This is a genomic window from Streptomyces incanus (assembly GCF_042656345.1).
In the GTDB taxonomy this organism is placed as follows: Bacteria; Actinomycetota; Actinomycetes; order Streptomycetales; family Streptomycetaceae; genus Streptomyces; species Streptomyces incanus.
Genome location: NZ_JBHSPC010000025.1, coordinates 100,304 through 120,959 on the forward strand (window position 1 = coordinate 100,304; position 20,656 = coordinate 120,959).

Here is a 20,656-nt window from a genome sequence, read left to right on the forward strand (position 1 = left end):
AGGGCGTGGGAGGTGCCCCAGGTCCCCGGCGTGCTCAACCCCCGGGGCGGCGACACGCATCCTGTGCGTGGTCCGGGCCCGGGAGGCCGGTTCCCCGCACGCCCCGGCCCCATGAGGACGGCCGGAGGCGACGGGGGAGGCCCCGAACCATCACACCGGTGGAGCAGGAGCCCCGCTCACCGGCGCCGCACCCGACGACCTGGAGCGCACGATCACGTCGACCCGGACGGCCCACGGCGCCGCAAGCCCGGGAGTCTGGACAGCCCACGGCGCCGCAAGCCCGGGAGTCTGGACAGCCCACGGCGCCGTAAGTTCAGGAGTCCGGACGGCCCGCGGCGCCGCAAGCCCGGAAACCCGCAAGCCGACGACCATCACACGATCGAGTTGAACCGCCCTCGTGCACGCTCCCCGGCAAGCAGCTGACGACCCCCGGGACCTCACACCTTGCGGAGGCGGAACGTCAGGGACAGGCCCTCGTCGGTGAACGGCTGCCCGTAGGTGCCGTCCGCCTCGCCCCGGGCGAAGTCCACGGCGAGGACCTCGTCGGCGATGAGACCGGCGTGTTCGGTCAGGGCCGCGACGGTGGCGTCCTCCGTCGCCGTCCAGCGCAGGGCGATCCGGTCGGCCACGTCGAGGCCGCTGTTCTTGCGGGCCTCCTGGATCAGCCGGATCGCGTCCCGGGCCAGGCCGGCGCGGCGCAGCTCCTCGGTGACCTCCAGGTCCAGGGCGACCGTGGCACCGGTGTCGGACGCCACCGACCAGCCCTCGCGCGGGGTCTCCGTGATGATCACCTCGTCCGGGGCGAGGGTGATCGTCTCGCCGTCGACCTCCACCGAGGCGGTGCCCTCGCGCAGCGCCAGGGACAGCGCGGCGGCGTCCGCGTTCGCGACGGCCTTGGCGACGTCCTGGACGCGCTTGCCGAACCGCTTGCCCAGCGCACGGAAGTTGGCCTTGGCCGTCGTGTCCACCAGCGAGCCGCCCACCTCGGACAGGGACGCCAAGGACTCGACGTTCAGCTCCTCGGTGATCTGCTGGTGCAGCGCGGGGTGGAGGGCGCCGAAGCCGCTCGCCGCGATCAGGGCGCGCTTGAGCGGCTGGCGGGTCTTGACGCCCGACTCCGCGCGGGTGGCCCGCCCCAGCTCCACCAGGCGGCGCACCAGCACCATCTGCTTCGACAGCTCCGGGTCGATCGCCGTCAGGTCGGCCTCGGGCCAGGAGGACAGGTGGACGGACTCCGGGGCGTGGGGGGTGACCGGCACGACCAGGTCCTGCCAGACCCGCTCGGTGATGAACGGGGTCAGCGGGGCCATCAGCTTGGTGACCGTCTCGACGACCTCGTGCAGCGTGCGCAGCGCGGCCTTGTCGCCCTGCCAGAAGCGACGCCGGGAGCGGCGGACGTACCAGTTGGACAGGTCGTCGACGAACGCGGACAGCAGCTTGCCGGCGCGCTGGGTGTCGTAGCTGTCCAGCGCCCGGGTCACCTGGTCGGTGAGCGCGTGCAGTTCGGAGAGCAGCCAGCGGTCCAGCAGCGGGCGGTCGGCGGGTGCCGGGTCGGCCTCGGACGGGGCCCAGCCGGACGTACGCGCGTACAGCGCCTGGAAGGCGACGGTGTTCCAGTAGGTAAGGAGCGTCTTGCGGACGACCTCCTGGATGGCGCCGTGGCCCACCCGGCGGGCCGCCCACGGGGAACCGCCGGCCGCCATGAACCAGCGGACCGCGTCCGCGCCGTGCTGGTCCATCAGCGGGATCGGCTCCAGGGTGTTGCCCAGGTGCTTGGACATCTTGCGGCCGTCCTCGGCGAGGATGTGGCCGAGGCAGACGACGTTCTCGTACGAGGACTTGTCGAAGACCAGGGTGCCGACCGCCATCAGCGTGTAGAACCAGCCGCGGGTCTGGTCGATGGCCTCGCAGATGAACTGCGCCGGGTACCGGCTCTCGAACAGTTCCCTGTTCTTGTGCGGGTAGCCCCACTGCGCGAACGGCATCGAACCCGAGTCGTACCAGGCGTCGATGACCTCGGGCACGCGCGTGGCCGTCTTCCCGCAGCCGTCCTGCGGGCAGGCGAAGGTGACCGCGTCGATGAACGGGCGGTGCGGGTCGAGGCCCGACTGGTCGGTGCCGGTCAGCCCGGTCAGCTCGGTGAGCGAGCCGACGCAGGTGAGGTGGTCGTCCTCGCAGCGCCAGATCGGCAGCGGGGTGCCCCAGTAGCGGTTGCGGGACAGCGCCCAGTCGATGTTGTTGTTCAGCCAGTCGCCGTACCGGCCGTGCTTGACGGAGTCCGGGAACCAGTTGGTGCCCTCGTTCTCCTCGAGCAGGCGGTCCTTGACGGCCGTGGTGCGGATGTACCAGGAGGGCTGCGCGTAGTAGAGCAGCGCGGTGTGGCAGCGCCAGCAGTGCGGGTAGCTGTGCTCGTACGGGATGTGCTTGAACAGCAGGCCCCGGTTGCCCAGGTCCTCGGTCAGCTTCTCGTCGGCCTTCTTGAAGAAGATGCCGCCGACCATCGGGACGTCCTCCTCGAAGGTGCCGTCCGGGCGGACCGGGTTCACCACCGGCAGGCCGTAGGAGCGGCAGACCCTGAGGTCGTCCTCGCCGAAGGCGGGGGACTGGTGGACCAGACCCGTACCGTCCTCGGTGGTTACGTAGTCGGCGTTGACCACGTAGTGGGCCGACTCGGGGCTGTGCCCGTCGGTTCCCTCGCCGGCGCTCGGGAACGCCACAAGCTCGAAGGGGCGCTGGTACGTCCAGCGCTCCATCTCGGCGCCGGTGAAGGTCTCGCCGGTGGTCTCCCAGCCCTCGCCGAGGGCCTTGGCGACCAGCGGCTCGGCGACGACGAGCTTCTCCTCGCCGTCCGTCGCGACGACGTAGGCGACCTCGGGGTGCGCGGCGACCGCGGTGTTGGACACCAGCGTCCACGGCGTGGTCGTCCACACCAGGAGCGCGGCCTCGCCGGCCAGCGGGCCGGAGGTGAGAGGGAAGCGGACGTAGACGGACGGGTCGACGACCGTCTCGTAGCCCTGCGCCAGCTCGTGGTCGGACAGGCCGGTGCCGCAGCGGGGGCACCAGGGGGCCACGCGGTGGTCCTGGACCAGCAGGTCCTTGTCGAAGATCTCCTTCAGCGACCACCAGACGGACTCGATGTACTCCGGGTCCATCGTGCGGTACGGGTTCTTGAGGTCGGCCCAGTACCCCATACGGGTCGTGAGCTCTTCGAAGGCGTCGGTGTGGCGGGTCACCGACTCGCGGCACTTGGCGTTGAACTCGGCGATGCCGTACGCCTCGATGTCCTGCTTGCCGGAGAAACCGAGCTCCTTCTCCACCGCCAGTTCCACCGGGAGGCCGTGGCAGTCCCAGCCGGCCTTGCGGCCCACGTGGTAGCCGCGCATGGTACGGAAGCGGGGGAAGACGTCCTTGAAGACGCGCGCCTCGATGTGGTGGGCGCCCGGCATGCCGTTGGCGGTGGGCGGGCCCTCGTAGAACACCCACTCGGGGCGGCCCTCGGACTGTTCCAGGCTCTTGGCGAAGATCTTCTGTTCCTGCCAGAAATCGAGCACCGCGTGCTCGAGAGCGGGCAGGTCGACCTGGGCGGGAACCTGTCGGTACGTCGGCGTTGTCATCAGCGGGCTTCCTCCGGCGGACTTGCTGCCTTCCGTCCGGAGGGACGAGAGCTGTGTCGATCCCTGCGCCGCCGTCGGCGCGCTCCCGCGGTACCACCCTCCTTGGCTCCCCGGTGCGTCGTGTGCGCCGGTGAGCCCCCTCATTGGGGTCGCGATGCCGGTTCTACTCGCCGCTGCTGTCGGGCTGCGGCTTTCTTCCGGCGGCTCCGGGGTGATCTTCGCGTCGCGCTCGCCCCCGGGCTCACACCGTCCCCGGGTCGCTCTGGGCTGCGTACACCGCTACTCGTCCCCATCCACGCTTTTCGCTCTGCCCAGTGTACGGCGCGGAGCGGACAGCGGCCGACCGGTTGTTCCGCGGACGGTGAGGGGGTCCGGGTGGAGTGCGTACACATGCCGTACGAGTCGCCGACAGGGAGACATACCACCGAATGGAGGGGTACGGGTGTTCGGGTTCTGCGGCGTCCGACTTGGTGGCATACCCGGCGGGGAGCTGGGCACAACGCATGAGGGTCCGCCGCGGGGCGGGCGAATCGGGCGGTGCGCCCCGTTGCCGCGGGACCCGAGTCGATTTATCGTCCCAGCACGATGCGCGCGCAAGATCACAGCCTGTGAAAAGGGGCCGCGGCCATGGTGGCGAAGAAGACCGCCGTACAGCAGTCGGCGTCCGGCAGGGCCATGCCCGCTGAGGAGTCCCGGGAGGGCACGAAGGCGACAGCGAAGGAGCAGGCGGGAAAGGCGGCCACGAAACAGTCGGCCGGGAAGGCCGGGTCAGGGAAGACCGGGGCCGGAAAGGGCGCCTCCGCCTCTGCGAAGACGAAGGCGAAGGCGGAGAAGGGAACGGCGGCCTCCGGGGCCACGCGATCGAAGGCGACGGCTTCCAGAGCCGCCGCGGACAGGAGTTCCCGGAAGAAGGCGGCCACCCAGGGAGCGGAGGCCGACGCCGGGCGGGGCGCCGCGCGCGCGGGCGCTACGGGCGGAAGCACCACCAGGACCAGCGGGGGCACACAGGACACGGCCGGGCACGGCACGGCCGCTGACGCGGGTGCGGCCGAGGCCGCGACGCAGACGGGAGCGACGACGGTGGGTGCTAAGAAGACCCCTGGCACGGCGACGGCGGCGAAGACCGCCGTGCCCAAGGCGCGGCTCGCGGCAGTGGAGCCCGGCGACCTCGCGGTGCGTCCGGGCGAGGAGCCCTGGACACCGGAGGAGGTCGAGGGCGCGCGGGCCGATCTGACGGCCGAGGCGCTGCGGCTGAGCGAGGAGATCACCTCGTCCGAACGGTCGCTGGCCGGCCTGATGCGGGACTCCGGAGACGGGGCGGGCGACGACCAGGCCGACACCGGCACGAAGAACATCACGCGTGAGCACGAACTGGCGCTCGCCGCCAACGCACGCGAGATGCTCACCCAGTACGAGCGCGCCCTGCAGCGGCTGGACACCGGTACCTACGGCCTGTGCGAGAGCTGCGGCAACCCCATCGGCAAGGCCCGGATGCAGGCATTCCCCCGGGCCACGTTGTGCGTCGAGTGCAAGCAGAAGCAGGAGCGCCGGTACTGAGCGCCGTTGGACACCGCCTGAGCACGAGGGCCGCGTGGGGGGTGCCGTACCCTCGTCCTCAGTCAGGTACCTAGGTTGAGGGACTCACGTGGCAGAGGCGGAGCGCATCATCGGTACGCCGGAAACCCCGGACGCGGACCGGGACGGGCAGGACCGTGACGGGCAGGACCGTGACGGGCAGGACCGGACCGGGCTCGACCGGGCCGATGCCCAGGACGCGGAGGCGGCGGCCGGAGCACCCCGCGGCAAGCGGCGCGTGGCCGTGCTGTTCGCCGTCGCCGTCGCCGCCTACGCCCTCGACCTGATCAGCAAGATGATCGTGGTCGCCAAGCTGGAGCACCACGAGCCCATCGAGATCATCGGGGACTGGCTGAGGTTCGAGGCGATCCGCAACGCGGGCGCGGCCTTCGGCTTCGGCGAGGCCTTCACCGTGATCTTCACACTGATCGCGGCGGCGGTGATCGTGGTGATCGTCCGGCTGGCCCGCAAGCTGTACAGCCTGCCCTGGGCGATCGCGCTGGGCCTGCTGCTCGGCGGTGCCCTCGGCAACCTCACGGACAGGATCTTCCGCTCCCCGGGTGTCTTCCAGGGCGCGGTCGTCGACTTCATCGCGCCCAAGCACTTCGCCGTCTTCAACCTGGCGGATTCGGCGATCGTCTGCGGCGGCATCCTGATCGTCCTGCTGTCCTTCCGGGGCCTCGACCCGGACGGGACCGTCCACAAGGACTGAGCAGGACCGAGAGCGCGCGTACGGAGTTGCCGGGCCGGTCCGGCATACTCGACGGGTGAGCACCATTCCCGAGATCCGAACCCTGCCCGTGCCCGACGGACTGGAGGGCGAGCGCGTCGACGCCGCCATCTCCCGCATGTTCGGCTTCTCCCGGACCAAGGCGGCCGAAATCGCCACCGCGGGAAAGGTCACGGTCGACGGATCGGTGGTCGGCAAGTCGGAGCGGGTGAGCGGGGGTGCCTGGCTCGAGGTGGAGATGCCGCAGGCGCCCGCCCCGGTGCGGGTGGTCGCCGAGCCCGTCGAGGGCATGGAGATCGTGCACGACGACGACGACGTGGTCGTGGTCGTCAAGCCGGTCGGAGTCGCCGCCCACCCCTCGCCGGGCTGGAGCGGACCGACCGTGATCGGTGGCCTCGCCGCCGCCGGGTACCGCGTCTCGACCTCCGGTGCCGCCGAGCGCCAGGGCATCGTGCACCGCCTCGACGTCGGCACCTCCGGTCTCATGGTGGTCGCCAAGTCGGAGTACGCGTACACGTCGCTGAAGCGCCAGTTCAAGGAGCGCACGGTCGACAAGCGCTACCACACCCTGGTCCAGGGCCACCCCGACCCGACCAGCGGCACCATCGACGCGCCCATCGGCCGGCATCCGCACCACGACTACAAGTGGGCGGTCACCGCCGAGGGCAAGCCCTCCGTCACGCACTACGACCTCGTCGAGGCCTTCCGGGCCGCCTCGCTCCTCGACGTCAAGCTGGAGACCGGCCGCACCCACCAGATCCGCGTCCACATGGCCGCCCACCGGCACCCCTGCGTCGGCGACCTGACCTACGGCGCCGACCCCACGCTCGCCAAGCGGCTCCGCCTGACCCGTCAGTGGCTGCACGCCGTGCGGCTCGGCTTCGAGCACCCCGGGGACGGCCTGTGGGCGGAGTTCACCAGCGACTACCCCGAGGACCTGCGCCAGGCGCTCGACCTGGTCCGGGAGGAGACCTACGCGTGAGTACCCCGTACGTGGTCCGCGAGGCGGTGGAACCCGGCGACCGGGAGGCGTGCTTCGCGGTGCGCAAGGAGGTCTTCGTCGCCGAGCAGGGCGTGCCCGAGGACCTGGAGTACGACGCGTACGACGCCGGTGCCGTACATGTGCTCGCGATCGGTGAGGACGGCGAGGCGCTCGGCACCGGGCGGCTGCTGCACGGCGGGGCCGCCGCGGCGAAGACCGGCGGTGACGCGTCGGTCGGGTCCCTGGGACGCCTCGCGGTGACGCGGGAGGCGCGGGGGCTCGGCGTCGGGGCCGCCCTGGTGCGGGGCGTCGAGGAGGCGGCCCGCGCCCGCGCTCTCACCGCCGTCGACCTGCACGCGCAGACCCATGCCCTGGGGTTCTACGAGCGGCTGGGATACGTGGCGTACGGACCGGAGTTCCCGGACGCGGGGATGCCGCACCGGGCCATGCGGCGCGCTCTGTGACCGGCCGGGCCCTGTAGCCGGACCTGTCCGGGGACCGGCCGGGCTCGGTCGTCGTACGCGTAGCCGTACCCGTCCTGCGGCCGGGCGCGCGTGGTGACCCGTGCTGCCGAACGCAGGGTGCGGGCGTCGGCGTGGCAGGGTGGAGGTCCGTCGTCCCGCCGCCGAACCGCCCGGAGCATCGACCGTGGATCAGTTGGCCCTGCTGTTCGCTCTGCTGCTGGGGGCCGTGGTGTGCGTCCCCCTGGGGGACTGGCTGGGGCTGCCGGCGCCGGTGCTGATGACGGTCTTCGGCATCGTCCTCGCACTGCTCGAGTTCGTCCCGAACGTGGACGTCCCGCCGGACCTGATCCTGCCGCTGCTGCTGCCGCCCCTGCTCTACGCCGCCGTCCGCCGGACGTCCTGGCGGCAGTTCGCGGCGAACGCGAGACCGATCCTCCTGCTGGCCGTGGCGCTGGTGTTCGTCACCACGCTGTGCGTGGCCGTCGTCGCCCACGCGATCGTGCCGGGCCTGCCGCTTGCCGCCGCGATCGCCCTCGGCGCGTTGGTCGCACCGCCCGATCCGGTCGCGGCGACCGCCGTCGCCGGGAGGCTGGGGCTGCCGCGCCGGCTGGTGTCGATCCTCGAGGGCGAGGGCCTGTTCAACGACGTCACCGCCATCGTCCTGTACCACGTGGCGATCGCCGCCGCCGTGAGCGGCACCTTCTCGCCCTGGAAGGCGGGCCTGGACCTGGTCCTGTCGGCCGTGGTGGCGGTCGCGGTCGGGCTCGCGCTCGGCTGGGGCGCCAACCGGCTGATGGACCTGCTCGGGGACGCGACCCTGCAGATCGCGCTGAGTCTGCTGGTGCCGTACTTCTCCTACGTCCTGGCCGAGGAACTGCACGGCTCGGGGGTGCTCGCCGTGCTCACCACCGCGCTGTTCCTCGTCGAGTACGCCACCGACGCCGACGAGGTCATGACCCGGCTGGCCGGGCACACCTTCTGGGACATCGTCGACACGCTCGTCGTCGGCATCGCGTTCGGACTGGTCGGCCTCGAACTGCACAACGCGGTCCGGACCGCGTCCGGCCACTGGGGCGAACTGCTCGGCTGGGCCGGGGCGATCGTGGGCGTGGTCGTCCTCGTCCGGCTGCTGTGGCTGCTGCCGGCGACCTGGCTGACGCGGCGGCTGCACGCCGCGCGGAACACCGGCGAGGACATCCCGGTGAGCTGGCGCGAGACCATGGTGATGTGGTGGTCGGGGATGCGCGGAGTGGCCTCCGTCGCGCTGGCGCTGGCGATTCCGCTGGAGACCGACGCCGGGGGAGACTTCCCGGCGCGGGGCGAGATCATCTTCATCGCGTTCGGCGTGATCATGGCGACGCTGCTGGTCCAGGGGACGACCCTGCCGTGGCTGGTGAAACGGCTGGGGGTGCGGGCCGACACCGGACGTGAGAAGGCACTCGAACGGGACCTCGCGCTGCGAGCGGCCAAGGCCGCCAAACAGAGGCTGCGCGAGATCGAGGGGGCCGAGGAACTGTCTGAGGAACTCGCCGAGCAGATGCTGCGCAGCGCCTTCGAGATCGGGGTGCGGATCAGCCCGGACCTCGCCGAGGACGAGCGGCGCGAGGCGTACCGGCAGCGCGCGCGGCGGGTGAAGCGGGTGCGGCGGATCCAGGCCGAGATGCTGAGCGCCGCACGGCACGAGGTACTGGCGGCGCGGAGCGAGGCGGGGGCCGACCCCGAGGTGGTGGACCGGGTGCTGCGCCACCTCGATGTGCGCAGTATGCGGTGAGTTCGCTCCGCGGTACGGCGTTCCGCTCGTAAGGTCGGGGCATGACGCGGAACGTGGTGATCAGCGGGGGCGGTACGGGGATCGGGCTGGCGGCGGCACGGGTCTTCGCCGCCGACGGGGACCGGGTGCTGCTGCTCGGGCGGCGCGGGGACGTCCTGGAGCGGGCCGGGGCCGAGGTGCGGGGGGCCGAGGTGTACGCCGCCGACCTCGCTGATCCGGTCGCCGTGCGGGACGTCGCCGGCTACGTCGGCCGGGAGTTCGGGGCCGTCGACGTACTGATCCACAGCGCCGGGGGCAACGGCCTCCTCGAACGCAAGGCCGGGGCGGACGATCCGCTCGACGCCGTCGCCCGCCACTGGACGGTCAACTTCCGGCTCAACCTGCTGACCGCCGTCCTGCTCACGGAGGCCCTGAAGGACCGGCTCGCCGAGCCCGGCGGACGGGTGCTGTTCCTCAGCTCCATCGCCGCCTACCGGGGCTCCGGGCAGATCGCGTACGCGGCGGCCAAGGCCGGGCTGCATCCGTACGCCCATGACCTCGCCCGGAAGCTGGGGCCGCACGGCATCACGGTGAACGTGGTCGCGCCCGGCTACATCGAGGGCACCGCGTTCTTCGGCGACGGCATCGACGAGGAGCGGCGGGCAGAGCTGGTCGCCGAGACCGCCGACGGGCGGGCCGGGACGCCCGGGGACGTGGCCGCCACCCTGCACTGGCTGGCCTCCCCGGGCGCCGGACACATCACCTCGCAGATCGTCCAGGTCAACGGCGGCGCCGAACGCGGCCACTGAGGCGCCGTCAGTAATCCTGCGCCGCGCCCTGCGGCTCGTGGGCGGGCGCCCCGCCCTCCGGGGGGCCGGCGGGGCCGGGGATACCGGGGGGACGGGTGATGCCGGCGGCGCCGCCGGGGGAGTGGTGGTTCCTGTCGGGGACCGGTGCCGGGTCGGCCGGGGCGGTGCTGATCCGGGGCAGGGCGTAGGGATGCTGCTCGGCCAGCCAGCGGATCATCTGCTCGCGGACCTCGACCCGTACCGTCCATATGTCGCCGGCGTCCTTGGCCGTCACCAGGGCCCGCACCTGGATGGTGCTGGGTGTGGTCTCCACGACGGTCAGGTTGTAGGCGCGGCCGTCCCAGGCCGGGCACTCGCGCAGGATGTCGCGGAGCCGGTCGCGCATGGCGTCCAGCGGGGCCCGGTGGTCGAGGTGCCAGATGATCGTCCCGGTCATCTGCGGGGAGTCGCGGGACCAGTTCTCGAACGGCTTGGACGTGAAGTACGACACCGGCATGGTGATCCGGCGCTCGTCCCAGGTGTTCACCGTGAGGAAGGTCAGGGTGATCTCCTCGACCGTGCCCCACTCGCCGTCCACCACGACCGTGTCGCCGATGCGCACCATGTCGCCGAAGGCGATCTGCAGCCCGGCGAACAGGTTGCTGAGCGTGGACTGGGCGGCGACACCGGCGACGATGCCGAGGATGCCCGCCGAGGCCAGCAGCGAGGCGCCGGCCGCGCGCATGGCGGGGAAGGTCAGCAGCATCGCGGCCACCGCCACCACGCCGACGATCGCCGAGACGACCCGCCGGATCAGCGTCACCTGGGTGCGTACCCGGCGGACCCTGGCCGGGTCGCGCTCGCGGTGCACGTTGGCGTACCGGGTGTACGAGGTCTCGACGACGGCCGCCGCGATCCGGATCACCAGCCAGGCGGCCGACCCGATCAGCACCAGCGTCAGCACCCGGCCGATGTCCCCCCGGTGGCCCTCGAACAGCTTCGCCTCGCTGAACGAACCTTTCAGCAGGGCCGCGCAGATGAGCAGCTGGTAGGGGATGCGGCCGCGCCGGAGCAGTTCCCACATGGGGGTCTCGGGGGGCCGGGTGTCGGCCTTGCGCAGCAGTCGGTCGGTGGCCCAGCCGAGCGTCAGGGTGAGCACGACCGAGCCGCCGAACACGATCAGGGGGCGGAGCACGTCTTCCATGTCCCCGAACCTAACCGGCCTCGCGCGCAGTGAACATGTGACATCCGCGGCGCCCTGGGTACGGCCGGTGCCGAGGTCCGGCGCCTCGGAGCGTGAGACCGGCAGGCACCGGCTGTCGGGCCCGGCTGGCACCATGGACGTCATGAACATCATGCTGTTCCACTCGACCTACGGCCCGCGGCCTGCGGTGTCCGCGGCCGCGGACCGGCTGCGTGCCGCCGGACACGAGGTGTGGACGCCCGACCTCTTCGAGGGCCGTACGTTCGACACGGTCGAGGAGGGCATGGCCCACCAGGAGTCCATCGGCAGGGACGAGTTGCTGAGGCGGGCCGTGCTCGCCGCCGCGCCCTACTCGGAGCGGGGGCTGGTGTACGCCGGGTTCTCCTTCGGCGCCTCCGTCGCCCAGACGCTGGCCCTCGGCGACGGCCGGGCGCGCGGGCTGCTGCTCCTGCACGGTACGTCGGACATCGCGGCGAACGCGGCGGTGGACGGCCTGCCGGTACAGCTCCATGTCGCCGAGCCGGACCCGTTCGAGACCGACGACTGGCTGAGCGCCTGGTATCTGCAGATGGGCCGCGCCGGAGCCGACGTCGAGGTGTACCGGTACGCCGGGGCCGGTCACGTCTACACCGACCCCGGCCTGCCGGACTACGACGAGGAGGCCGCCGAGGCCACCTGGCGGGTGGCGCTCGGCTTCCTCGATTCGCTGGAGGACGACTGACGGAGAGAAGCGAAGGGCGCGCGCCGGACCGGCGTACCGGACCGCGCGGGTCAGACCGGGCGGTCGGCGCGCTCGACCCGCTGGGTGCCGTTGAGCGTCCGGTAGGAGCGCGCCCACGTGGACGTGGCACCCGGGTCGGTGCGGCTGGACACCACGTAGTAGTCCATCTGCGCCCGCTCGGACGTGATGTCCAGCACGCCGTAGCCGTGGCGGTCGGTGTCGACCCAATGGACATGCCGGTTGGTGGCCTTGACCAGCGGGGAGGCGACCGCGGAGACGGTGCCCTCGGGGACCTTGACGATGTCGTCGAGGTTGTCCGAGGTGACGGAGGTCACGACGAACTCGGTGGCCGCCGACCCGGAGGCCGGGTAGGTGCCCGCGTTCACCGGCACGTCGTTGGCCCACGCCATGTGGATGTCGCCGGCGAGGAAGACCGTGTTGCGGATCGCGTTGGTCCGTAGATGGGCGAGGAGTTCCCGGCGGTCGTCGGTGTAGCCGTCCCACTGGTCGGTGTTGAGGGCGAGGCCCTCCTGCGGCAGACCGAGCAGCTTGGCGATCGGCTTCAGCAGACTCGCCGGGAGCGAGCCGATCGCGAGCGGCGAGATCATCACCGAGGTGCCGACCAGCCGCCAGGCGGTGTCGGACGCGGACAGCCCCGACTTCAGCCAGTCGAGCTGGGCGCGGCCGGTGAGCGTGCGGTCGGGGTCGTCCACCTCGCCGTTGCCCGGGGAGACCTGCTGGGAGCGGAAGGAGCGTAGGTCCAGCAGCGAGAGGTCGGCGAGCCTGCCGAACCGCAGCCGGCGGTAGGTGGTGCCGGCCAGCGCGGGACGTACCGGCATCCACTCGAAGTAGGCTTGCTTGGCGGCGGCCTGACGCGCGGCCCAGGTGCCCTCCGCGCCCTCGGTGTGGTTCTCGGCGCCACCCGACCAGGCGTCGTTGGCGATCTCGTGGTCGTCCCAGATCGCGACGACCGGCGCCTTGGCGTGCAGCGCCTGGAGGTCGGGGTCGGTCTTGTACGTCGCGTGCCGGACGCGGTAGTCGGCGAGGGTGACGATCTCGTGGGCGGGCGCCTGCGGGCGGACGGTCCGGCCGCGCGTGCCGTACTCGCCCGAGCCGTACTCGTAGATGTAGTCGCCCAGGTGCAGCCAGGCGTCGAGGTCGCCGCGGGCCGCGAGATGGCGGTACGACGAGAAGTGACCGGCCTCCCAGTTGGAGCAGGAGACCACACCGAAGCGCAGACCGGTCACGGCGGCGTCGGCGGCCGGGGCGGTGCGGGTGCGGCCGACGGGGGAGTCGGTGCCGCCGGCGGAGAAGCGGAACCAGTAGTCGGTGGCCGGTGCGAGACCGCGGACGTCGGCCTTGACGGTGTGGTCGGTGGCCGCGGTGGCGCGGGTCGAGCCCTTCGCGACGACGGTGCTGAACGCCTTGTCCCGGGCGACGGCCCAGCCGACCTCGGTGTCGGGGCCCAGCCCCGAGCCGGGGATCGCCTCCGGCGTCGGCGTCACGCGGGTCCACAGCAGGGCGCCGTCCGGCAGCGGGTCGCCGGAGGCCACCCCGTGCAGGAAGGCGGGCGCCTGTGCGGTGGCGGCACGGGCGGGCAGCGCGGCGGCGAGCGGCGCGGCGAGGACCGCGGTCGCGGCGGCCGCCTTGACGACCGAACGGCGGCGGGGAGAAAAGGAGTTGGCGTCCGCGGTGGCGGAGGCGGAGCTCTCGGATGATCTGCGTCGACTGGTCACAGCCGATCAGATTACTGATCGGTACATGCCAGAGCGGGCGAACTCGCCAAAGTTCGCCCGCTCTTCAGCATGCGGTCAGCCGCCCGTGAGCGAATCCCGGCCGCGCCCCTGGGTTCGGGACCGGGTGAGGTTCCTGGGCCGGGGCGTGGATCCCCGACCCGGGTCGGGGGTCCGGGTCAGGCCTTGAGCGCCTTGTCGATCGCCGCGGTGAACTCGGGGGCCGTCATCGGCGCGTTCTGCCCGTCGGACCCGGTGAGCTTCTCGCCGTCCATCTTCAGCGTGGGGGTGCCCTGGACATCGCTGCTGTCGAACTTGTCGGACATCTCCAGCGCCCACTTGTCGTAGGTGCCGTTCTCCACGGCCGTCTGGAACTCCTTGTTGCCCTTCAGTTCCTCGACGGAGTTCGCCACCTCGATCAGGTAGGAGTCGTCCTTGAACTTGTCCTGGCTCTCCTCGGGGTGGAACTCGGCCGAGTAGAGCGCGGACTTGTAGGCGAGGAACGCCTCCGGGCTGACGTTCAGCGCGGCGCCCAGGGCGCTCAGGGCGTTCTTGGAGCCCTCACCGGTCAGGTTGCGGTCGAGGAACGCGGCACCGATGAACTGGATCTTGTACTTGCCGTCCGCGACGGCCTTGTCGATCGTCTCGCCGACGTTCTGCTCGAACGAGGCGCAGATCGGGCAGCGCGGGTCCTCGTACAGCTCCAGGGTCTTCTTCGCGTCGGCCTTGCCGATGACGACGGTGGTCCCGTTCTCGCCGCTGGTGTTGGCCGGCTTGACGAGCTTCGCGTCCGCCGCGGCCTCCCACGCGCTGGGCTTGTTGCCCTGGACGACCGCGTAGCCGATGCCGGCGGCTATCGCCAGGACACCGACGACCGAACCGGCGACGACCAGCTGACGCTTGATCTTGGCCTTCTTGGCGTCGCGCTCGCGCTCGATGCGCAGGCGCTCACGGGCCGCCGTCTTCGCCGTCTGGGTGTTCCGCTTGCTCATGGTGATGCTCTCCACTGGGGACGCGCACAGCGTGTGTGCGGGATATGTACGGGGGGACTGCAGGTGCTCGGACATGTCGCCGACGCCGGGGCGGAGGGTCGCCTCAGACGAGGGCGGCGGTGGAGCACGGCGGTCCACGCCGTCCCAGGGAGTGCACGAGGAACCGGTCCACGGCCGTGGCGGCCCGGTGGGCCGGGCGGGCCGGCAGACGGACCTCGGGGGCCCGGCGCACCGTCACCGCGGCGACAGCCAGCAGCAGCGGCCGGACCGCCGTCGAAGCCGTCGCCGTCACCGCGCCGACCAACTGGGCCAGCGCCCGCTCGCCGCGGTGCAGCCAGGCGGCGGCGAACAGGCCGATGCCGATGTGCGCGCCGAGCAGCAGCCAGGCGGTGGCCGGGTCGGCCTGGGCGAGCAGCCCGGCGAACCGGTCGCCGCCGTCGGCCGCGGTGCCGGCCACCCGCGTCAGTGGGGTGCCCACGCCGTCGCCGCACAGCACGTCGAAGCCGACCGAGCGCAGCGGGCCCGCGACCGGGCCGCCCATCCGGCCGTAGCAGACGTGCTGGCCGGTGGTGAAGACGGTATCGGCGGCCAGCTCCAGCGGGACCAGCAGGGCGGCGATCCGCCCGAAGGAACGCGGCCGGCCCGCGAGGGCGTACGCCAGGACGAACACGGCGACGGCGATCACCGTCACCGTGCTCAACGGCAGGGGAGCCCCGGACAGCAGCACGTGCGACGCGGTGCTGAGGGTCACGACCACGGTCGTGAACAGCACCGCGCGTACGGCTCTGAACGGGGTTCCGGATATGTGCATGGTGGAACCGAGTCTGTCATGCGCTCCGGTAAGGGATCCCTAAAGGGTTCCGGTTGGCGGGATTTCCCCGTCCGGGATTTCCCCGCCCGGGGCTTCCCCGGGCGGGAGGAAAGTCACAGTCCCGGGATCCTGCCGTTGCGGAACAGGTCCAGGAAGATCTGGTGGTCGCCGCGCGCACGGGCGCCGTAGCCGTGCGCGAAGTCGACCAGCAGGGGCTCGAGCCCCTCCTCGTCGGCCGCGATCGCCGCGTCGATGGCGCGCTCGGTGGAGAACGGCACCAGGGACTCGCCGGACGTGTCGTCCGCCGCCGCGTGCATCGTGGCCGTGGCCCGGCCGAGATCGGCGACGACCTCGGCGATCTCCTCCGGCTCGTCGATGTCGCCCCAGTCCAGGTCCACCGCGTACGGCGAGACCTCCGCGACCAGCTGCCCCGCCCCGTCCAGCTCGGTCCAGCCCAGCCACGGGTCGGCGTGCGCCTGCAGGGCGCGCTGCGAGATCACCGTGCGGTGGCCCTCGTGCTGGAAGTAGTCCCGGATCGACGGGTCCGTGAGGTGCCGGGACACCGCCGGGGTCTGGGCCTGCTTGATGTAGATCACGACGTCGTTCTCCAGGGCGTCGCTGTGACCCTCCAGCAGGATGTTGTACGACGGCAGTCCGGCCGAGCCGATGCCCACGCCCCGGCGGCCCACGACGTCCTTCACGCGGTAGGAGTCCGGGCGGGCCAGCGAGGCGTCCGGCAGCGTCTCCAGATAGCCGTCGAAGGCGGCGAGGACCTTGTAGCGGGCGGCGGCGTCGAGCTCGACCGCGCCGCCGCCGGAGGCGAAGCGGCGCTCGAAGTCACGGATGACGGTCATCGAGTCCAGCAGCCCGAACCGGGTCAGCGAGCGGGCGTCGCGCAGCGCGTCGAGCAGCGGGCCCTGTGCGGTGTCCAGCGTGAACGGCGGCACCTCGTCGCTCTTCGCACCGGTCGCCAGGGCGTGGATCCGCTCCCGGTACGCGGCCGTGTAGATCCGCACCAGCTCGGTGATCTGCTCGTCGCTGAGCGCCTTCGCGTAGCCGATCAGGGCCATGGAGGCGGCGAAGCGCTTGAGGTCCCAGGTGAAGGGGCCGACGTAGGCCTCGTCGAAGTCGTTGACATTGAAGACCAGACGGCCGTTGGAGTCCATGTACGTGCCGAAGTTCTCCGCGTGCAGATCGCCGTGGATCCACACCCGGGACGTCCGGTCGTCCAGGTACGGTCCGCCGCGCTTCTCGGCGTCGAGGTCGTGGTAGAAGAGACACGCCGTGCCCCGGTAGAACGCGAACGCCGAGGCCGCCATCTTCCGGAACTTCACGCGGAAGGCGGCCGGGTCGGCGGCCAGGAGTTCACCGAAGGCGGTGTCGAGAACGGCGAGGATCTCCTCGCCGCGGTGCTCGTCGTTGAGCTGCGGGACCGACATCGCTGAGTGCCTCCTGGTACGGGACGTTCCGGGGACGGCTGATCCGTCCCCCGGGCCAACGTGCGGCACGTCACCCGAGTGCCCGCGCCGCTCGCCCGAAGGTACGTCCCGGAAAGCCTCGGGTGTCAGTGCCGGGGCATAGACTTCGACGCTGACCACCAGACTGTCCGCCTGCCCGTCGCCGAGTGTCCACCCGCCGCCCGACCACCCCCCTGGACGGGGCGCTCCGCGCCGCAGCATTCATCCTCGGAGGCCGAACCGTGTCGAAGACGCCGTTCACGCACCTGCACGTCCACACCCAGTACTCACTGCTGGACGGTGCCGCGCGGCTGAAGGACATGTTCGACGCCTGCAACGAGATGGGCATGAGCCACATCGCCATGTCCGACCACGGCAACCTGCACGGCGCGTACGACTTCTTCCACACCGCGCAGAAGGCCGGAGTCACCCCGATCATCGGGATCGAGGCCTATGTCGCGCCCGAGTCGCGGCGCACCAAGCGCAAGATCCAGTGGGGCCAGCCGCACCAGAAGCGGGACGACGTCTCCGGCTCGGGTGGCTACACCCACAAGACCATCTGGGCGGTCGACAGCACGGGCCTGCACAACCTCTTCCGGCTCTCCTCCGACGCGTACGCCGAGGGCTGGCTGCAGAAGTGGCCCCGGATGGACAAGGAGACCATCGCCAAGTGGTCCACCGGGCTGGTCGCCTCCACCGGCTGCCCCTCCGGCGAGGTCCAGACCCGGCTGCGCCTCGGCCACTTCGACGAGGCGCTCAAGGCGGCCGCCGACTACCAGGACATCTTCGGCAAGGACCGGTACTTCCTGGAGCTGATGGACCACGGCATCGAGATCGAGCGCCGGGTCCGTGACGGTCTGCTGGAGATCGGGAAGAAACTCGGCATCCCGCCCCTGGTGACCAACGACTCGCACTACACGTACGCGAACGAGGCGACCGCCCACGACGCGCTGCTGTGCATCCAGACCGGCAAGAACCTCTCCGACCCGGACCGCTTCCGGTTCGACGGCACCGGCTACTACCTCAAGTCCACCGACGAGATGTACGCCATCGACTCCTCCGACGCCTGGCAGCAGGGCTGCGCCAACACCAGGCTGATCGCCGAGATGGTCGACACCACGGGCATGTTCGAGAAGCGCGACCTCATGCCCAAGTTCGACATCCCCGAGGGGTACACCGAGGTCAGCTGGTTCCGCGAGGAGACCCTGCGCGGCATGGAGCGCCGCTTCCCGGGCGGCATCCCGGACGACCGCATGAAGCAGGTCGAGTACGAGATGGACACCATCATCTCGATGGGCTTCCCCGGGTACTTCCTCGTCGTCGCCGACTTCATCATGTGGGCCAAGAAGCAGGGCATCGCGGTCGGCCCCGGCCGCGGCTCCGCGGCCGGCTCGATCGTCGCCTACGCCCTCGGCATCACCGACCTCGACCCGATCCCGCACGGCCTGATCTTCGAGCGGTTCCTCAACCCCGAGCGCATCTCCATGCCCGACGTCGACATCGACTTCGACGAGCGCAGGCGCGTCGAGGTGATCCGGTACGTCACCGAGAAGTACGGCGCCGACAAGGTCGCCATGATCGGCACCTACGGCAAGATCAAGGCGAAGAACGCCATCAAGGACTCCGCGCGCGTGCTGGGCTATCCGTACGCCATGGGCGACCGGCTCACCAAGGCCATGCCCGCCGACGTCCTCGGCAAGGGCATCGACCTCGACGGCATCACCAACCCCTCGCACCCGCGCTACAACGAGGCCGGCGAGATCCGCGCGATGTACGAGAACGAGCCGGACGTGAAGAAGGTCATCGACACCGCCAAGGGCGTCGAGGGCCTCGTGCGGCAGATGGGCGTGCACGCGGCCGGCGTGATCATGTCCAGCGAACCCATCGTCGACCACGCCCCGCTCTGGACGCGGCACACCGACGGCGTGACCATCACACAGTGGGACTACCCCCAGTGCGAGTCGCTCGGCCTCCTGAAGATGGACTTCCTGGGCCTGCGCAACCTCACGATCATGGACGACGCCATCAAGATGGTGAAGGCCAACAAGAGCATCGACCTGGAGATGCTCGACCTCCCGCTGGACGACCCCAAGACCTTCGAACTGCTCTGCCGCGGTGACACCCTCGGTGTCTTCCAGTTCGACGGCGGCCCGATGCGCTCGCTGCTCCGCCAGATGCAGCCCGACAACTTCGAGGACATCTCCGCCGTCTCGGCCCTCTACCGGCCGGGCCCGATGGGCATGAACTCGCACATCAACTACGCGGAGCGCAAGAACGGCCGCCAGGAGATCACACCGATCCACAAGGAACTGGAGGAGCCGCTCCGGGAGGTGCTGTCGGTCACCTACGGCCTGATCGTCTATCAGGAGCAGGTGCAGAAGGCCGCCCAGATCATCGCGGGCTACTCGCTGGGCGAGGCCGACATCCTCCGCCGCGTGATGGGCAAGAAGAAGCCCGACGAACTGGCGAAGAACTTCGTCCTCTTCCAGGAGGGCGCCCGGAAGAACGGCTACAGCGACGAGGCGATCCAGGCCCTGTGGGACGTGCTGGTCCCCTTCGCCGGCTACGCGTTCAACAAGGCCCACTCCGCCGCGTACGGACTGGTGTCGTACTGGACCGGGTACCTCAAGGCGAACTACCCGGCCGAGTACATGGCCGCGCTGCTCACCTCGGTCAAGGACGACAAGGACAAGTCGGCCGTCTACCTCAACGAGTGCCGCCGCATGGGCATCAAGGTGCTCCCGCCGAACGTCAACGAGTCCGAGTCGAACTTCGCCGCGCAGGGCGACGACGTGATCCTCTTCGGCCTGTCCGCGGTCCGCAACGTCGGCACCAACGTCGTCGAGTCGATCATCAAGAGCCGCAAGGCCAAGGGGAAGTACGACTCCTTCCCGGACTACCTCGACAAGGTCGAGGCGGTCGTCTGCAACAAGCGGACCACCGAGTCGCTGATCAAGGCGGGCGCCTTCGACTCCATGGGGCACACCCGCAAGGGCCTCACCGCCCAGTACGAGCCGATGATCGACAACGTGGTCGCGGTCAAGCGCAAGGAGGCCGAGGGACAGTTCGACCTCTTCGGCGGCATGGGCGAGGAGGAGACCAGCGAGCCCGGCTTCGGCCTCGACGTCACCTTCACCGACGACGAGTGGGACAAGACCTACCTGCTCGCGCAGGAGCGGGAGATGCTCGGGCTGTACGTCTCCGACCACCCGCTGTTCGGGCTGGAGCACGTCCTGTCCGACAAGGCCGACGCGGGCATCTCCCAGCTCACCGGCGGCGACTTCGGTGACGGTGCGGTGGTCACCATCGGCGGCATCATCTCCGGCCTCCAGCGCAAGATGACCAAGCAGGGCAACGCCTGGGCGATCGCCACCGTGGAGGACCTCGCCGGGTCCATCGAGTGCATGTTCTTCCCCGCGACCTACCAGCTCGTCTCGACCCAGCTCGTCGAGGACGCCGTCGTGTTCGTCAAGGGCCGGCTCGACAAGCGCGAGGACGTGCCGCGCCTGGTCGCCATGGAACTCCAGGTGCCGGACCTGTCCAACGCGGGCACCAACGCGCCCGTCGTGCTCACCATCCCGGCGACCAGGGTCACCCCGCCGATGGTCAGCCGCCTCGGCGAGATCCTCGGCCACCACAAGGGCGACAGCGAGGTCCGCATCAAGCTCCAGGGGCCGACGAAGACGACGGTGCTGCGTTTGGACCGGCACCGGGTGAAGCCGGACCCCGCCCTGTTCGGCGACCTCAAGGTCCTCCTCGGCCCGTCCTGCCTGGCGGGCTGACCGGCCCGGCGGACGGGGCCGGGCGACCGGCGAGGCCGACGAGACCGACGGCC

At 70.9% G+C, this 20,656-nt stretch carries 14 protein-coding genes; 8 read left to right on the forward strand and 6 right to left on the reverse strand.

The genetic code is table 11. From position 1 onward, the window contains the following. Window positions 1-437 precede the first annotated feature (437 nt). On the reverse strand, window positions 438-3,614 hold the full coding sequence (ileS, locus tag ACFP2V_RS10150) for an isoleucine--tRNA ligase (RefSeq protein WP_381208751.1): 3,177 nt from the start codon (window positions 3,612-3,614) through the stop codon (window positions 438-440). A 627-nt stretch (window positions 3,615-4,241) separates the two neighbouring features. Between ileS and ACFP2V_RS10155 the strand changes: the two genes are divergently transcribed. From ACFP2V_RS10155 to ACFP2V_RS10180, 6 genes are all read left to right on the forward strand, one after another. Next, the gene (locus ACFP2V_RS10155) at window positions 4,242-5,171 is read left to right on the forward strand and encodes a TraR/DksA family transcriptional regulator (RefSeq protein WP_381208754.1); all 930 of its coding nucleotides are present in this window, start codon (window positions 4,242-4,244) and stop codon (window positions 5,169-5,171) included. Window positions 5,172-5,259: 88 nt separating this feature from the next. Then, window positions 5,260-5,901, forward strand: coding sequence for a signal peptidase II (gene lspA / locus ACFP2V_RS10160; protein ID WP_381208757.1), 642 nt, complete (start codon window positions 5,260-5,262; stop codon window positions 5,899-5,901). A gap of 55 nt (window positions 5,902-5,956) precedes the next feature. Continuing rightward, window positions 5,957-6,901: an RluA family pseudouridine synthase gene (locus ACFP2V_RS10165; RefSeq protein ID WP_381208760.1), complete on the forward strand. Its 945-nt coding sequence runs from the start codon at window positions 5,957-5,959 to the stop codon at window positions 6,899-6,901. Continuing rightward, window positions 6,898-7,365: a GNAT family N-acetyltransferase gene (locus ACFP2V_RS10170; protein WP_381208762.1), complete on the forward strand. Its 468-nt coding sequence runs from the start codon at window positions 6,898-6,900 to the stop codon at window positions 7,363-7,365. The genes ACFP2V_RS10165 and ACFP2V_RS10170 overlap by 4 nt, the downstream gene beginning before the upstream one ends. 184 nt (window positions 7,366-7,549) lie before the next feature. After that, window positions 7,550-9,136, forward strand: a complete 1,587-nt coding sequence (locus ACFP2V_RS10175; RefSeq protein WP_381208765.1) for a Na+/H+ antiporter — start codon at window positions 7,550-7,552, stop codon at window positions 9,134-9,136. A gap of 41 nt (window positions 9,137-9,177) precedes the next feature. Then, window positions 9,178-9,924, forward strand: a complete 747-nt coding sequence (locus ACFP2V_RS10180; protein ID WP_381208768.1) for an SDR family NAD(P)-dependent oxidoreductase — start codon at window positions 9,178-9,180, stop codon at window positions 9,922-9,924. 7 nt (window positions 9,925-9,931) lie between these two features. Here ACFP2V_RS10180 and ACFP2V_RS10185 read toward each other — a convergent pair whose 3' ends face one another. Then, complete coding sequence (locus tag ACFP2V_RS10185; RefSeq protein ID WP_381208771.1) at window positions 9,932-11,107, reverse strand: mechanosensitive ion channel family protein; 1,176 nt, start codon at window positions 11,105-11,107, stop codon at window positions 9,932-9,934. A gap of 142 nt (window positions 11,108-11,249) precedes the next feature. Here ACFP2V_RS10185 and ACFP2V_RS10190 point away from each other — a divergent pair, with 142 nt between their 5' ends. Further along, window positions 11,250-11,828 carry a dienelactone hydrolase family protein gene (locus ACFP2V_RS10190; protein ID WP_381208773.1) on the forward strand — a complete coding sequence of 193 codons (579 nt, stop codon included), beginning with the start codon at window positions 11,250-11,252 and terminating at the stop codon, window positions 11,826-11,828. A 50-nt stretch (window positions 11,829-11,878) separates the two neighbouring features. Here ACFP2V_RS10190 and ACFP2V_RS10195 read toward each other — a convergent pair whose 3' ends face one another. The 4 genes from ACFP2V_RS10195 to ACFP2V_RS10210 all read right to left on the reverse strand — a co-directional run bounded on the left by ACFP2V_RS10195 (window position 11,879) and on the right by ACFP2V_RS10210 (window position 16,803). Beyond that, window positions 11,879-13,564 (reverse strand): alkaline phosphatase D family protein, encoded by a 1,686-nt coding sequence (locus ACFP2V_RS10195; protein ID WP_381208776.1) that lies wholly within the window; start codon window positions 13,562-13,564, stop codon window positions 11,879-11,881. A gap of 176 nt (window positions 13,565-13,740) precedes the next feature. Beyond that, window positions 13,741-14,553 (reverse strand): thioredoxin domain-containing protein, encoded by an 813-nt coding sequence (locus ACFP2V_RS10200; RefSeq protein ID WP_381208779.1) that lies wholly within the window; start codon window positions 14,551-14,553, stop codon window positions 13,741-13,743. 103 nt (window positions 14,554-14,656) lie between these two features. After that, the gene (locus ACFP2V_RS10205; protein WP_381208782.1) at window positions 14,657-15,364 is read right to left on the reverse strand and encodes a hypothetical protein; all 708 of its coding nucleotides are present in this window, start codon (window positions 15,362-15,364) and stop codon (window positions 14,657-14,659) included. A 113-nt stretch (window positions 15,365-15,477) separates the two neighbouring features. Continuing rightward, window positions 15,478-16,803: a DUF2252 domain-containing protein gene (locus ACFP2V_RS10210; RefSeq protein ID WP_381208785.1), complete on the reverse strand. Its 1,326-nt coding sequence runs from the start codon at window positions 16,801-16,803 to the stop codon at window positions 15,478-15,480. 260 nt (window positions 16,804-17,063) lie between these two features. Between ACFP2V_RS10210 and dnaE the strand changes: the two genes are divergently transcribed. Beyond that, the gene (dnaE, locus tag ACFP2V_RS10215; protein ID WP_381208788.1) at window positions 17,064-20,603 is read left to right on the forward strand and encodes a DNA polymerase III subunit alpha; all 3,540 of its coding nucleotides are present in this window, start codon (window positions 17,064-17,066) and stop codon (window positions 20,601-20,603) included. Window positions 20,604-20,656: the final 53 nt, after the last annotated feature.